The 13,958-nt window shown below is 64.8% G+C and carries 14 protein-coding genes and 1 pseudogene; 8 read left to right on the top strand and 7 right to left on the bottom strand.

Going from position 1 to position 13,958, the window contains the following annotated elements; genetic code table 11:
- Positions 1-12: 12 nt before the first annotated feature.
- Together ACLKOY_RS04630 and ACLKOY_RS04625 are read left to right on the top strand one after the other, a co-directional pair.
- Entirely contained in the window at positions 13-423 is a 411-nt protein-coding gene (locus tag ACLKOY_RS04630; RefSeq protein ID WP_436452626.1) for a hypothetical protein, read from the top strand.
- A 65-nt stretch (positions 424-488) separates the two neighbouring features.
- Positions 489-2,129, top strand: a complete 1,641-nt coding sequence (locus ACLKOY_RS04625; protein ID WP_436452625.1) for an MFS transporter — start codon at positions 489-491, stop codon at positions 2,127-2,129.
- Between the two features lie 13 nt (positions 2,130-2,142).
- On the opposite strand, the gene ACLKOY_RS04620 is transcribed toward ACLKOY_RS04625, so the two are convergent.
- The 6 genes and pseudogenes from ACLKOY_RS04620 to ACLKOY_RS04595 form a co-directional block, all read right to left on the bottom strand.
- Complete coding sequence (locus tag ACLKOY_RS04620) at positions 2,143-3,333, bottom strand: AI-2E family transporter (protein WP_436452624.1); 1,191 nt, start codon at positions 3,331-3,333, stop codon at positions 2,143-2,145.
- 127 nt (positions 3,334-3,460) lie between these two features.
- Complete coding sequence (locus ACLKOY_RS04615; protein WP_436452623.1) at positions 3,461-3,763, bottom strand: Dabb family protein; 303 nt, start codon at positions 3,761-3,763, stop codon at positions 3,461-3,463.
- Positions 3,760-4,323 carry a YbhB/YbcL family Raf kinase inhibitor-like protein gene (locus ACLKOY_RS04610; protein ID WP_436452622.1) on the bottom strand — a complete coding sequence of 188 codons (564 nt, stop codon included), beginning with the start codon at positions 4,321-4,323 and terminating at the stop codon, positions 3,760-3,762. Before ACLKOY_RS04610 ends, ACLKOY_RS04615 begins: the two co-directional genes overlap by 4 nt.
- A 207-nt stretch (positions 4,324-4,530) precedes the next feature.
- Positions 4,531-5,640 carry a PucR family transcriptional regulator gene (locus ACLKOY_RS04605; protein ID WP_436452621.1) on the bottom strand — a complete coding sequence of 370 codons (1,110 nt, stop codon included), beginning with the start codon at positions 5,638-5,640 and terminating at the stop codon, positions 4,531-4,533.
- A 206-nt stretch (positions 5,641-5,846) separates the two neighbouring features.
- Positions 5,847-6,413, bottom strand: coding sequence for an MmyB family transcriptional regulator (locus tag ACLKOY_RS04600; RefSeq protein WP_436454090.1), 567 nt, complete (start codon positions 6,411-6,413; stop codon positions 5,847-5,849).
- A 42-nt stretch (positions 6,414-6,455) separates the two neighbouring features.
- Positions 6,456-6,692, bottom strand: a pseudogene (locus ACLKOY_RS04595) (helix-turn-helix domain-containing protein); the annotation flags it as partial.
- A 207-nt stretch (positions 6,693-6,899) separates the two neighbouring features.
- Between ACLKOY_RS04595 and ACLKOY_RS04590 the strand changes: the two are divergent.
- The 6 genes from ACLKOY_RS04590 (at position 6,900) to ACLKOY_RS04565 (ending at position 11,030) form a co-directional block, all read left to right on the top strand.
- A complete protein-coding gene (locus tag ACLKOY_RS04590) occupies positions 6,900-7,841 on the top strand; it encodes a Dyp-type peroxidase (RefSeq protein WP_436452620.1) in 942 nt (313 codons plus the stop codon).
- Positions 7,842-7,946: 105 nt separating this feature from the next.
- Positions 7,947-8,573, top strand: a complete 627-nt coding sequence (locus ACLKOY_RS04585) for an acetate uptake transporter (protein WP_436452619.1) — start codon at positions 7,947-7,949, stop codon at positions 8,571-8,573.
- Positions 8,574-8,670: 97 nt separating this feature from the next.
- Positions 8,671-8,973, top strand: a complete 303-nt coding sequence (locus ACLKOY_RS04580; protein ID WP_436452618.1) for a hypothetical protein — start codon at positions 8,671-8,673, stop codon at positions 8,971-8,973.
- Between the two features lie 8 nt (positions 8,974-8,981).
- Entirely contained in the window at positions 8,982-9,365 is a 384-nt protein-coding gene (locus ACLKOY_RS04575; protein ID WP_436452617.1) for a nuclear transport factor 2 family protein, read from the top strand.
- Between the two features lie 61 nt (positions 9,366-9,426).
- Entirely contained in the window at positions 9,427-9,786 is a 360-nt protein-coding gene (locus ACLKOY_RS04570) for a UBP-type zinc finger domain-containing protein (RefSeq protein ID WP_436452616.1), read from the top strand.
- Positions 9,787-9,881: 95 nt separating this feature from the next.
- Positions 9,882-11,030, top strand: a complete 1,149-nt coding sequence (locus tag ACLKOY_RS04565; RefSeq protein WP_436452615.1) for an NAD(P)/FAD-dependent oxidoreductase — start codon at positions 9,882-9,884, stop codon at positions 11,028-11,030.
- Here ACLKOY_RS04565 and ACLKOY_RS04560 read toward each other — a convergent pair.
- Complete coding sequence (locus tag ACLKOY_RS04560; protein ID WP_436452614.1) at positions 10,999-13,884, bottom strand: helix-turn-helix transcriptional regulator; 2,886 nt, start codon at positions 13,882-13,884, stop codon at positions 10,999-11,001. The genes ACLKOY_RS04565 and ACLKOY_RS04560 overlap by 32 nt on opposite strands.
- Positions 13,885-13,958 lie beyond the last annotated feature (74 nt).

The raw sequence follows: 13,958 nt of genomic DNA, 5'->3' as shown, positions 1-13,958 counted from the left end.
TACGATGAGGCCGTGAAGATCCGTCCCGTCGATCTTGTCGACATCTTCGTCTACCTCGTCGTGCTCGGCGTCTTCATCCAGCTGTTCCCCGAGGTCATCTCCGAGTCCTTCCTGCTCGCCCTCCTCACGGCGGTACTGCTCAAGGTCGTGCTCGAAGGGGTGCTCTTCGTCAAGAAGCGCATATTCGCTCGCATCCGCGGCACGCACAGCCACTGGATCAGAGTGCTGAACGTCGGGGCGTTGCTGCTCGTCCTTCCCGGCAGCAAGTTCCTCGTGCTCGAGATCGTGGCGTGGGTCTTCGGCGACGCCGTGTATCTGGGTGGGTTCTTCCAGGTGACCGCGCTCATCATCGTGCTGATGCTCGCGAGGGGTGGCGTGCGGAGGATCATCGATCGTCCGACCCCGGAGTTGCAGACCGACTGATACTCGCTTGCTGTCGGCGAGCAGATTTCGTGACACCTGTCTAATTGCTAGCTAGGCTAGTAGTCATGGAACGCTACATTCGCCTGCGCTGGGTGGGCCTGGTCTTCATCAGCATCGCCGTCTCGCTGATCATCGTCGATTCGACGATCGTGAATGTGGCGATTCCGGCGATCGTAGACGACCTGGGCATCACCTCGACCGAGGTGCAGTGGGTGCAGGAGGCCTACACGCTGGTGTTCGCCGCATTGCTCCTCGTGTTCGGCAGCCTGGCGGATCGATTCGGACGACGGCGCGTGATGATCATCGGTGTCGTCGTCTTCGCGGCATCCTCGGTACTCGCCGCGTTCGCACCGGACGGCGGGATGCTGATCCTCGCCCGTCTCGCGCAGGGAGTCGGAGGATCGATGATCCTGCCGACCACCCTCTCGATCATCAACGCGACCTTCCGCGGACGTGAGCGCGGCATCGCCTTTGCGGTGTGGGGCTCGACCATCGGCGGAATGGCGGCCGTCGGGCCACTGCTGGGGGGATGGCTGACGACCGCGTTCTCCTGGCGCTGGGCTTTCGGCATCAACATTCCACTGGGGATCATCATCATCGTCGGAGTGCTGCTCACGGTGGCCGAATCGCGCAGCGACCGGGTGTCGAAGATCGACGTCGTCGGAGCGATCCTCTCGGTGATCACGATGGCGAGCCTCGTGTTCGGTCTGATCGAGGGGCGCACGTACGGCTGGTGGCTCGTCGACCAGCGCCCCGAACTCGGCGACTGGAGCTGGCCGCTGGATGTGTCTCCGATCCCGTTCGCCTTCGCGTTGGCCGTCGCGGGGCTCGTCGCCTTCATCGCATGGGGTGTGCACCGGGAACGCCGCGGACGGTCGACCCTCCTGGCACTGCGACTGTTCTCCATCCCGTCGTTCCGCAACGGCAACATCGCCGCCACCGTGGTCTCGCTGGGCGAGTTCGGCATCATCCTCGCACTGCCGCTGTGGCTGCAGTTCGTGCTGGGTTTCGACGCGCTGCAGACGGGCCTGCTGCTGCTCGCCCTCGCCGGCGGGTCGTTCGTCGCCAGCGGTGCGGCAGGCGCGGCGAGCGGCAAGATCGCCCCGGTGTGGGTCGTGCGAGCAGGACTCATCGCCGAGATCGTCGGCGTCGCCGGCGTCGGCTTCGTCATCGCCCCGGACGCGTCGTGGGTGCCTCTCATTCCGTTCCTCTTCGTCTACGGACTCGGTGTCGGCCTCGCCACGGCGCAGCTGACGGGTGTCGTGCTCGCCGACGTGCCGGTCGACGACAGCGGCGCGGCGTCGGGGACGCAATCGACCTCCCGGCAGCTCGGAGCAGCGCTGGGAGTCGCAGTCCTGGGCACGGTGCTGTTCACGAGCACGGCCGGGATACTCACATCCTCACTCGACGCACGGGGGCTTCCTGTCGAGCAGCGTGACCAGATCGTGTCGTCCGTCGTCGACAGCGCCGGCGCGGCGATCAGCGGGCTGGAGGCTCAGCCCGAGACCGCCGAGATCGCAGACGACGCGAAGGCGGCATTCTCCGACGGCACACGTTTCGCCGCGTGGACCGCGGCAGGGTTCCTGTCGCTGGGCCTGCTCTCGACGATCTCGCTCGGCGCCGGTGCGGGTGCAAACGCGAAGACACGCCGCGACGAGGATTCTGCACCTGCAGATCCAGCGGCGGGGATCGGTACGTCTGACTGACGGAGGCCGGGGCCTATCGGTCGCCTGTTGCGCTGCCGCGTGCGGAACGGCGATGTCGGGGTCGCGTGTCGGGTCTCTCCTCTGAGGGGCCCACCTCTGGAGGAATCGCGGTGCGGTCGCCGGAGAGCCATCGAAGCCATGTCGTGCTCGGGTCGCCCTCAAGCACCAGAGTGCGCACGAGCAGGGTGAGCGGAATCGACAGGATCGCCCCGAGCGGTCCGATGATGAACGTCCAGAAGACCACCGAGAGGAAGCTCAGTGTGAGGCTGAGGTCGACCGCGTCGCTGACGAACTTGGGCTGCACGAGGACCTGCAGCACGACGTTGACGACGCAGTAGACCGCGATCACTCCGAGGAGCAGGGGCCAGTCTCCGACGACGAACGCGAGGATGGCCGGTGGCACGAGCCCGAGGATGAACCCGATGTTCGGGATGAAGTTCGTGACGAACGCGAGGATCGCCCAGACGATGGGAACCGGGATCCCCATCCACCACAGTGCGAGCCCGTCGATGATCGCGACGATGGCGCCGAACGTGGCGTTCACGACGTAGTACCTCCGGATGCCGGAGTTGAGTCGCACGATGCGCTCGATCGTCGCTCCCTTGGTCGCTGCGAAGAGCGCGGGTGCCTGACGGTAGCGGGCGGCATCGGCGGCCATGAAGATGATGTACGCGCAGACGAAGAACAGCGCGGTCGCCACGCTGAGCACGGTGCCGCCGACGCTGCGAACGAGCCCGAGCAGTGTCTCCGGGTCGAGCACCGAAGCTGCGGCATCCGAGGCTTCCGCGTCCAGCCCGAGCGACTGCAGAGTTGAGACGAGCTGAGCTGCGGCTCGGTTCAGACCGCCCTCGGAGACGAGGTCGGTGATCAGCCGAGCGAACTGCGTACCCGCGAGCCACAGCAGTGCCCCCATGGCCACGAGAATCAGATAGGAGAGAGCGATGACTGCCGTGGTGATCGCCCACCGGGGCCAGCCGCGCCGATCGAGCGGGCGGCGGAGGGGCTCGCAGATCACCACGATCACGATCGCGAGCGCGACGGGTCCGAACACCTCACGGATGAAGTAGACCCCTGCGAGAGCGACCGTTGCGGCCGCGAGCGTCAGGAGAACGCGCAGGCTGGGGGAGAGCCCTCCGACGGTGGCGGAATCGGGAGAGGTGCGTGTAGGACCGTGGATGCCCTTCGGCCGACGATTGCGCAACATCTCACGAATCATATGCGGTGGGTGGTGCTCCGACCCGTCTGGCCAGCCGGGTCACACCACGGCGCCGCGCTCGCTCGGGGTCCGGCGTCGTGTCGCGTGATTCGGGGAGTCCAGTAAATGATGAAGACTACGCGTTCGGCTCCTCCCAGTCGATACCGCCACGCTCGGTGATGAACGTGTGGATCTCTCCGACAGCGGCGCGATGGATGGGGTTGTTCGCGAAAGCCTCGAGTCCGGCCACGTCGTCGAAGGTGGCGAGGACGGCGAGGTCGTGATTCACCTCGGGGAATGCGACGTTCTCGACGACGTCGATAGACCGGATCGAGTCGACGATCCCCACGAGTCCAAGGAGCAGCTCACGGGTTCGGCCGATGGACTCGGCGCGGTCGACATCTTCCCGAAGCTTCCAGGAGACAAGATGATGGATCATGCGCTCGCTCCGTCCTCGCCGTATGCCGGCTTTCCGTCGGTGGTTGTTTCCTGGTACCCGATAATCTGGGCCCGTCCGATGATGTGCGGTCGTAGCCTCAGGCCGACGATGGCCGGGGTCGCGTCCGCAGCGACTTCAAGCGTCGGGATGTCGAGCGCGCTGAGCGTATAGACGTACCGGTGCGGGCCGTGACCGGCGGGCGGGGCGGCGCCGATGAAGATCTCTGTGCTGTATTCGTTGCGGCGACGCTTTGCTTTCGGTGGCAGCAGGTCGTCTTCGGTTCCCGCTCCGCGAACGAGAGCCGTGACGCCGGGCGGAATGTCGATGAGCGTCCAGTGCCAGAAGCCCGAGCCCGAAGGTGCGTCCGGGTCGAACACGGAGAGCACATAGCTCTGCGTGCCTTCGGGAGCGCCCGACCACTGCAGGGCAGGCGACCGGTCTTCGCCGCCGCCGGCGGAACCGCGAACCCACATGGGAAGGTGCGCACCGTTGACGAAGTCTGGGCTTGTGATGGAGAAGGAGGGAACTTCGGGAAGCTTCCAGTTCGGGTCGTTGGTCATGACCTCATTCAACGACTCCGGCCGAAAGCGAGCATCGAGCGGGAGTCGGACGCTGCCTCTACATTTGTCCGGTGCGTCTGGTTGGACAGCGCTTCGGTCGTGAACCACGCCCGCATCCTCCGGGACTACCTTCTGCGGCTGCTCGTGGACGACTTCGACAGCTGACAACGCCTCTGGCGGTACGTACCTCTCGTCGCGGGGCGGAGCTCACCGAATGTGCCCGGCGCTCTCCCAGTATGTTGCGAGCTTCAACGCCAGGTGCAGGGCACTGCGCTGCATCCCGTTATCCAGGGCCTCTTTCACTACGGGAGGCATATTCTCGAGCCGGTAGTACAGAGTGGTGCGGTGGATGTGGAGGGTCTCGCAGACGGCGCGGACGTGATTGGCGGTATCCAGGAGGACCTCGACGGTCTGACGGCGCATCGGGTCGGGATCGTGGATGAGCGTGTGTGCGGCTGGCGAATACCACCGCAGACGCTCCGGATCTACGAGCACGTCCGCAAGGAACAGCCACGGGCCCACGCTGTCCGCGTGAGCGCTCAGCCCGAGTTCTGGAAGCATCTCTACGACTGCTGCGGTCGCGACCGCGCACCCCACGACGGGAAGAAGGTCGGTCTCATTCGCCGAGAGAGCGGCAGATCCAATCGCTTTGAGGACGACGCCAGCTCTGTCAGCCTCGGACGTGATGAGCGCATCGATGTTCTCCGGGGCCCCGTGTCGACCGATGAAGAGGAGCGCTGCTCCCAACTCGCCGATAAAGAACAGAGCCTGTCGGGCTGTGCTCTCCAGCGCCTGGCCGAGCGCCGCGCGTTGGATCACAGGTGCGTCTTCCGCGACGGTGATGGCGCGTACGACCGTCTCCGGTCCACGGGTGACCCCGTGGCTGCGAACGGCCGTAGCAAGCGCCTCGCGACGTGAGGCCGCATCGCCCGCGAGGAGGGAGCGGAAGACCCGTTCGCGGGCATTGCGCGCCGTTCCCCCCGACCTGGCTTGCAGGAGCGAGCTTGCAACAGTGACAGTCGCGTCGATGGCGCGGAACTCATCTTCTTTGAGTGGGGGGAAACCCGTTTTGATGAGCCAGATCGTGCCGAGCGGCTCGTCGTCGGCCCATACCGGGATGATGAACCGTTCGTGTCCATCGAAGTCAGCAAAGTCGACGGTGAGGGGATGGCGGGTTCGTGTGACCCCGCACTGCTCTGCCCAGTCGCGCTCCACCTGGGGCGTCGTTCTGGTGAGAAGTATGCGCAGCTGCAGCTCATCGATGTCGTCTGCCTGCGCGCTGGCCGCAACCAGCCGGAAGTCGCTGTCCTGCATCATGACCGAACGACCGAGGACATCGGATAGTTCATCAACGAGGTCTTGAAGGCTTGTTGCCCCGCCCCCCGCAGGGAGCGGGATGAGGTCGGGGCGGATTCCCGCAGGATGCTCAGTAGTTGCTCGAGTCTGTTCTGGCCACACCAACGACGCTACGGAAGGACCGCTGGCGGGTAACAGGTCCGCGTTGTACCACCCTGAGTCAGCACTCACCGCTCGACTCCGGTCATCGCAGTCGTGGCCGCTCCGCCGGGCAGCGTGTCAGCCAGACGAGCGAACAGGCTTGCCCCCAGGCCGCCCGGCTGCGCGGACAACACAGTCAGCTGATATCCCGGCATACTGCGAACGGCGAAGTTCTGAGCGTCGATGGCGATCTCGCCCACGCCTTCGAACACGAAGCGGAAGGTCGCGTCTTCCGGTCCTGATACATCGTGGCGTTCCCAGATGCGTCTGAAGTCGTCGTGCACGGACAACTGCCTGAGAAGCTCACGCAGTCGTGGCGATTGCGGGTGCGCGTCACGCCGCAGCGTCGCCACTGCCGAACGGGCCATGGGCTCCCATTCGAGAAGACTCCGCCGCATGCGCTCATTGAACAGCGCGCTGACCTGATTCGAGCCGGCCGCGAGCCCGCCTTCTCCGAAGATCGTCGCGAGCGGGTTCGAGGCGATGATGTCGCGGTGAGGGTCGGAGACATATGCGGGGGTGTGCGTCCACTGCGACAGGGTGCGCGCGATTCGATCCGGCGTATCACTGTCGTGGATGACTCCGCGGGGCATCTGCCCTGACACGAGGCGGAACGCGTATGCGGTGGATTCGACATCCAGCCGAAGGGCGCGCGCGAGAGCCCCAATCACTTGGTCGGAGGGGCGCGCGCCCCGACCCCGTTCGATGCGCAAGTAATAGTCGTTGCTGATCCCTGCCAGTTCCGCCACCTCGTCACGGCGGAGCCCCGCTACACGACGGCCACGAGTGCGGGGGAGACCGACATCCTCCGGAGAGATAACGGCACGCCGTGCCCGGAAGTAGTCTCCGAGTGCAATCAAAGCGGTGTCCATGCGCGCTCCCTAGGTGTCGGCTTTCTCAGCGTGTGCGTTGGAAACGTACCGACGGCTGCAAGTCCGCCACATCACCCGAAGCGGCCGCCGATATCCCACGTCAGAAAGTCGAGCTCGCGCTCGACACCTGTCGGATGCCATCACCTTCCCGGGCGACTCACACTTTTCCAGGCGCCGAGGTACGTGCGCGTGGGAGCGAGGATTTCTATGGCTGGGACGACCGAGGCGGTACAGGCGTTGACGGCGCCGTTGACCGCGAACGCTGTCTTTCTCATCACCACAATCACCTCTGGCGGGCTGGATCGGGTGCGAGATGTCCTGACGAGTCTTGCCGACACAGTCAAAGCGCTCACGTTCCGTTTTCCCGAGACAGCGTTGACCTGCACGGTCGGGATCGGAAACCGAATCTGGCATGACCTGACTGGGCTTGCTGCACCGCACCAGTTGCGAGAGTTCACACCGGTCACCGGTGCCGCGCACGCCGCTCCGGCGACGCCCGGCGACCTGCTGTTTCACATTCGCGCCGAGCGTGCGGACGTCTGCTTTGAGCTCGAACGGCAACTCCTGGAGGCGCTCGGTACTTCCGTCGTCGTCCAGGACGAAACGGTCGGGTTCCGCTCCTTTGATCGACGAGACCTCCTGGGATTCGTGGACGGCACCGCCAATCCCGTGGGGCCGGGCGCCGAAGCTTCGGTGCTCGTCGGCGACGAGGATCCGGTTCACGCGGGCGGTACCTACGTGGTCACGCAGAAGTACGTTCATCCGCTCGCTGCGTGGCGAGATCTCCCCACGGAAACACAAGAAGCCATCATCGGACGCACGAAACTCGAGGGTGTCGAGCTGGATGACGCGATCGAGGGCCAGAAATCCCATAAGACGCTGACGACCATCACAGACGAAGACGGTACCGAGCACGACATCCAACGGGACAACATGCCGTTCGGCAGTCCGGGTCGCGGTGAGTTCGGCACGTACTTCCTCGGTTATGCGCGGAACCTGTGGGTCATCGAGCAGATGCTGGAGCGGATGTTCGTTGGTGACCCACCCGGCCTGCATGACCGGCTCCTGGACTTCTCCACCGCCCTCACCGGCTCCGTGTTCTTCGCGCCGCGCGGGGACGTCCTCGCGTCCCTTCGTTCCCCGGAGTGACGGCGACAGGTGATGTCCCCAGGTGAGCCGGGGGATGTCCCACATCTCACCCCAGACCTACCGTCGCAACCATCCACCGCACCTCATACCCGACAGAGAGCACCCATGGCCACCCACACCGCACCGCCCCTGACCGACGCCCCGAAACCGGTCGCATCCGTTCGACACCCCGTCATTCGTGGCATCGCTGACCCTGCAGCCCTCGGCCTCGGCGCATTCGGGATGTCGACTTTCCTGCTGAGCTTCGCCAACGCGGGCATCTTCCCCGGCGCCGCTGTGGCTGTGCTCGGCCTCGGCCTGTTCTACGGCGGGGTTGCTCAGATCATCGCCGGCATCTGGGAGTTCGTGCAGGCGAACACCTTCGGCGCACTTGCCTTCGTGTCCTACGGAGCGTTCTGGCTCGCGTATTGGTGGACCATCACCACCCCAGACATGGAGGAGAATGCAGGCGGAGAGGGGATGGGAACTTTCCTCATCCTGTGGGCCGTCTTCACCGCGTTCCTCGTCGTCCCGTGCACCCGCATCTCCGTGCTGCTCACCGTTCTGTTCAGCGCCGCAGCCATCGCGTTCGTCCTCCTCGCCATCGGCGCATACGCATCCTCGGACGTGATCACCCGTGCCGCCGGGTACACCGGCTTCGTCGTGGGAATCCTCGGACTCTACGGCTGCTTCGCATCCGTAGTGAACGCCACCTGGCACCGCACGGTCATCCCGCTGGGAAGCCGCGAGTGATGACATGAGGCCTCAGACCAACAGTTCGGCCCCCGCGGGAGTCGGGTCGCCTGCGTTCGAGCATGTGCGTCGTCTCGAAGGACACGTACCCTCCGTGGTGACCGATGCCCTACATGCCGCAAACTCCCAGAACGCGGACGCTCTCACCCGATGCTTCCACCCCGACGCGGACGTGGATGCGTGGGGGATGCTGTTCGAGGGGTTTCAGGGGATCGCCTTGTGGATCGAGAAATGGATCATCGAAAACCGCGTGCAATTCACGGACCTCCTGCACGCCTGGGACGGAAGCGGCCTTGCCGTGCACACCCAAGTGCACGGGAACAGCTACAACGGCCCCGCTACTTTGACCTTCTCCACGCGCGGCGACAGGATCTCTGCACTCCGGATCACCACGGCGTAGAGGTCGACATGCACGAGCACTGGGAACGCCCGCTGACAGCCATCGAGTTGCTGGAGATCGAACTCGTCGTTCGCGATTTCGTCACCATCTTGAACGAAGGCAGCGACCACGATATTCATGCGTTCCTGACCGAGGACGTCACCTATCAGCCCTCCGCGCGGGAGATCATTCGCGGGCGCGGCGCCGTCGTGTCGATGATCTGCGACATCCGAAACACATTCACTGACTGGCACACCGAGCTCGTGAGCTTGGCGGTCTCGGGTCCAGTGGTTCTCGCCGAACTCGCAATGTGTCTCACCCTCCCCGCAACCGGGCCCCAATGGGTCATGGGGTTCGCGAGCTTCCGTGTGGACAACTTCAGAATCAGTGCGTGGCACCAAGTACACGCTTGAGTGCCGGCGTGAATCCAGTCACCATGATCCCGACAGCACACCGACGACAGGAGAACCACTCATGAGCGACGTCAGCGACTTCATCCGAGCGGACGTTCCGCCATCCGGGTCGGGGTGTGTGGATTGCGAGAAGATCGGCTCGTGGTGGCTGCATCTGCGCCGGTGCGCTTTCTGCGGACACGTCGGATGCTGCGACGACTCCCTGCACAAGCACGCCACGAAGCACGCTCACGCGAGCGGCCATCGAGTCATCCAGAGTTTCGAACCGGGCGAGGACTGGTTCTGGGACTTCCACACCCAAACAGCGTTCGAGGGTCCTCTCCTCGCGCCTCCGCGAAGCCACCCACGATCCCAGAGCACCCCAGGGCCGGCAGACCGCGTGCCGAGGAACTGGGAAGATCAACTCGCCGAGAACGCATGACTGAGATCACTCCTGGCAAGCTGCCGCTCAAACTCATTGCGGACGCGGATGGACGAGACGCTTATGCACTGCGCGATTATCTGACTCGAAGTGAAGTGCCCTTGTTGTCCATCAGCGTGCCGCCCGACTCTCGGGAGGCCGAAGGAGTACTCCTGACCGGTCGCCAGCTTCCGCTGGTGCTGTTCGCCGACGGGGAGATACTCGAGCACCCCACACCAGCTCAGGTGGCGTCCGCCTTGGGGTGGGTGACGCCGCCGTCACGGTCGGCGTACGACCTCATCATCCACGGGGCGGGCCCTGCAGGACTCTCCGCTGCCGTCTACGCAGCGTCGGAGGGTCTCAGCGTCGCTGTCGTCGAACGTGATGCTGTGGGTGGTCAGGCCGGCTTCAGCAGCCTCATCGAGAACTACCTCGGCTTCCCCGGAGGGATCTCCGGGGCAGAGCTCGCCGAGCGAGCCCGCCGCCAGGCGCTCTCGTTCGGTGCGGACCTCGTTCTCATGCGTCACGGCATCGCCCGGACGTTCAAAGACCATGACGTGCGCGCCGTCCTCGCCGACGGTTCGGAGATCCATGCCCGCGCGGCACTCTCCGCCACAGGCGTGCGGTGGAGGCGACTCGGTCTAGACGGGGAGCGCGAGTGGGAAGGGGCGGGCATCTACTACGGTGCAGGCACCAGCGAGGCCTCCGCCTGCATCGGATTGCACGTGTATGTCGTGGGTGGCGCGAACTCTGCGGGACAGGCGGCGATGAACCTGGCAGCTCACGCCGCCCATGTCACCGTCGTCGTGCGCGGAGCTTCGCTCTCCTCGACCATGTCGGCGTATCTGCTCAACCGCCTTGCCGTGCAACCGAACGTCACCATCCTCATCCACACCCGCGTCGTGGCGGTCGACGGTGATGATCACTTGCGTGAGATCACCCTCGACCAGGCGGGTACGACGACACGGGTTGCTGCGACCCACCTGTTCGTCTGTATCGGCGGCGCGCCGAACACCGAGTGGACAGAGACGACCGATGTGCAACTCGACAGTCGTGGCTTTGTCCTGACCGGTGTGGACCTGGCCCCCGCCGAGCTCGAGCGGTGGCCAATGGCCCGTCCACCGTTCTATTTGGAGACGTCAGTCCCTGGGATCTTCGCCGCCGGCGACGTACGAGCGAACTCGGTCAAACGGGTCGCCTCGGCCGTCGGTGAGGGCGCGATGGCCGTCACCCTCATCCACCGATACCTGGCGGAAACGGACTAGCCGGGCGGGAGGAGCTTGCTGCGGCTGCGGATTCCTCCTGGAACCGATGTGCCGCCTCGCGCCTCGTGTTCACGCCCCATTTTGAGAAGATGTGGCGAATGTGCGTGACGACTGTATGCGGGGACACCATGAGATCCTCGGCGATCTTCTGTGTCGTCAGCCCCGCTGCAATACGTTCGGCGACCTGATACTCGCGTGAAGACAACCCCATCGGACCGTCGCTGACCGACTTCGCCCTGGTCCGAACTCCGCGGTTTCGGAGTGTTCGGAGCACGCGACTCACTTCGCGGGCTGCACCCAGTTCCTCGAACAGTCGCATCCCTTGCACGTAGCAGCTCGCCGCTTCATCGTCCGTCGGGGCGAGGCTACCGGCAAGCTCGAGCAACCGCGCGCGAATCAGCGGTCGCTCCACGTCCGCCATCAGGTCCACAGCCTCCATGACAGTGGAGAACGATCCATCGCGCACCGCTTGCACAGACAACGACACCGCGGCGACGTACGCATTGTCGGGGTTCTGGGACGCACGAATGGCCGCCTGCCGCGCGACTTTCTCAACGGCGGCGTCATCGCCCATCTTCTTACTCAGATAGGCGAGGTACACATCGTCGGAGAAGTCTGCGGGACTGGTCATCGAGGGGATCGGCACGTTCACGCACTCGCGGGCCAGTGCCGTATACCCGTAGGCCATCTCGATATCGCCGAGATCGAACGCTTCGAGCGCCAGGCTCCACTTGCCGGTTCTGGTCAGACTCATACCATCCGCAAGGTGTTCCACGAGGGATCGAACACTCTGCCGCAGCTCGACATCGCCGGTGTCCAATGCGATCCGGTGCAGCACCACACCCGCTGTGGCATTCGCGAAATCGCCGAGGTGAAGGAGGTCCGCGAGGTCAAGGACGGTCTCTGCTTGCTCGCGCGCTTGATCCAAGCGACCAAGGTCGTAGAGGACTCGGGAGCGCACCATCATCCAGAACGCCTCGGCGACGACGTACTTCGCAGTTCTCGCATCACGCAGACCGTCGTCGACAAGCCGAAGAGCGTCCTCGCAGTCGCCTCTGCTGTTCAGCATGAAGGCCATCCACAGGCCCTCCGGTACCCACAGCGCCGCGGACCTGCCGGCTCGTTCGAGCTTCTCGAGCGCCGATTCTTGCAACCGTTGCGCATCATCGAAGCGATTCTCGTTGAACAGAAGCACTGACTCGGTGGCGTCCACGGTGGCAACCGCGAGGAGATCGCGTTCATCATCGGCGTTCTCCCGGGCGCGTGCCAGGCTCTCGCGCAGACCGACCGCGTCAGCCTTGTTCGCGTAGTTGAGTGCACGAACCGCGAGCAGCTCCACGACGGTCTTCTGAGAGATCCCTCCGAGAGCCAGCGCTGTTTCGGTCTCCGCGATGGCTTTGCCGAAGTCTGATTCCGTGAGTTGCCTAGCGAAGGCGAGGCCGACCCGTGCGCGTTCGTCCGCGCTGAGACGGGGAGTGAGCGACTCACGTATGCGATGAGCCTCCTCCTGCAGGCCGCCGGCGAGTACCAACGGAAGCAGCTCGACCACGCGGGTGGAGTGGTGAGTCCGCCCTTGCGCCAACCGGGCTCCACGCACCGTCAACTCTGCCGCGCCGCGGGCGTCGATCGGGGCGAGTTCCGCAGCCGCGGTGAAAAGCAGATCGATGGACGCGTCATCCCCGGCTTCGGCCGCGGCTGAAATCGGGGAGGCCAGGGAAGACACCGACTCTCCGGCCCGCAACCGATGCTGCAGGACTTCTCGAGCGACCGCTCGCCGCACTGTGGGGGACAGGCTGTCGTACGCTGCCGCCTGAATCGTGTCGTGACGGAACGCGAAGCCGCTTCCGGTGTCGACGACGAATCCGAGGTCAATGAGTTGCTGCACCGCGGGGACGGCCTGCGCGGCGGATTGGCCGATGACGTCCAAGACGCCGCTGAGGGGGAACTCTCGACCGAAGAGGCTGCCGATCTGGGCGATTCGACGGGCATCGGTATGGAGCGCCGCGATGCGTTCGCGCACCGATGCACCGTACCGCGCAGGAACCGCTTCTTTCTCGAGATCGACCATGCCACGGGACGGCTGCAGGAGCCCCTCTTCTTCCATCCCGCGAAGCAGCTCGAGAATCAGAAGTGGCGACCCACCGGTCTTGCGTATCGCGGCCTCGACCTTCGGTCCGGGCGCGGCGCCCAGAACATCACGGGCCATCGCATCGACAGCATCGACGTCGAGTGAGCTGAGGTCGATGATCGAGGCGAACTCTCGGAGGTTGACGAGGAACCGCCGATGCTCAGGGCCGTAGGCTCCGCTGCGTGTGGCGAAGACCCAGTACACGGGGAGGCCCTCAAGGGTTCGCAGCAGCGCTGTGAGGACCGATAGGGACCCTGAATCCAACCACTGCAGGTCATCGACGACGACGAGTACCCCGGCGCGAGAACTGGCAGATTCCAGTGTGTCGCCGAGGACGCGAGTGATCCAGTACTGCGGCGATGTTCCCTGAATCGCCGCATGCAGTTCGTCAGCGCTGAGCAGAGGTGGTGATGCCTCGATCACCGCACTGATGAGGGCACCCAGCGGCGACAACTGCGAGTCGAAATCCGGTGCCACGACCAGCGTTGACCATGCTCGTCCGTGCGCAAGCTGCAAAGCGTGCTGCAGCAGACGGGTTTTCCCCATCCCGGGGTCACCAGAGAAGACCGTGACAGCGTTGTGCCCTGTGAACGCGAGGTCGAACCCCCGCTCAATCGCATGCACCTCTGATTTTCGACCGCGAACGGGAAGCAGGTAGAGGTCGGCTGCACTCCCCGCCAGCGCGTCGCTGTTGCTGGCGCGATGTGGCTTGGGGGAGGGGGGCACGCACTCACGATACTCGGGCAACGGCTGAACACGAGACGAAGCGACTTCCGCCAATCGTCGCAACGCCATGCGGC

The organism is Microbacterium sp. K2, assembly GCF_051365005.1.
Taxonomy (GTDB): domain Bacteria; phylum Actinomycetota; class Actinomycetes; order Actinomycetales; family Microbacteriaceae; genus Microbacterium; species Microbacterium foliorum_B.
Note: the sequence above shows the minus strand (reverse complement) of the source record. Positions and strands in the feature narration are given on the sequence as shown.

Coding starts and splice junctions, on each gene's coding strand:
- ACLKOY_RS04625 (WP_436452625.1), top strand. CDS start 489: ATGGAACGCTACATTCGCCTGCGCTGGGTGGGCCTGGTCTTCATCAGC.
- ACLKOY_RS04605 (WP_436452621.1), bottom strand. CDS start 5,640: ATGATGCAGGACAGCGACTTCCGGCTGGTTGCGGCCAGCGCGCAGGCA.
- ACLKOY_RS04575 (WP_436452617.1), top strand. CDS start 8,982: ATGCACGAGCACTGGGAACGCCCGCTGACAGCCATCGAGTTGCTGGAG.
- ACLKOY_RS04610 (WP_436452622.1), bottom strand. CDS start 4,323: ATGACCAACGACCCGAACTGGAAGCTTCCCGAAGTTCCCTCCTTCTCC.
- ACLKOY_RS04590 (WP_436452620.1), top strand. CDS start 6,900: ATGGCTGGGACGACCGAGGCGGTACAGGCGTTGACGGCGCCGTTGACC.
- ACLKOY_RS04585 (WP_436452619.1), top strand. CDS start 7,947: ATGGCCACCCACACCGCACCGCCCCTGACCGACGCCCCGAAACCGGTC.
- ACLKOY_RS04615 (WP_436452623.1), bottom strand. CDS start 3,763: ATGATCCATCATCTTGTCTCCTGGAAGCTTCGGGAAGATGTCGACCGC.
- ACLKOY_RS04570 (WP_436452616.1), top strand. CDS start 9,427: ATGAGCGACGTCAGCGACTTCATCCGAGCGGACGTTCCGCCATCCGGG.
- ACLKOY_RS04620 (WP_436452624.1), bottom strand. CDS start 3,333: ATGTTGCGCAATCGTCGGCCGAAGGGCATCCACGGTCCTACACGCACC.
- ACLKOY_RS04600 (WP_436454090.1), bottom strand. CDS start 6,413: ATGCCCCGCGGAGTCATCCACGACAGTGATACGCCGGATCGAATCGCG.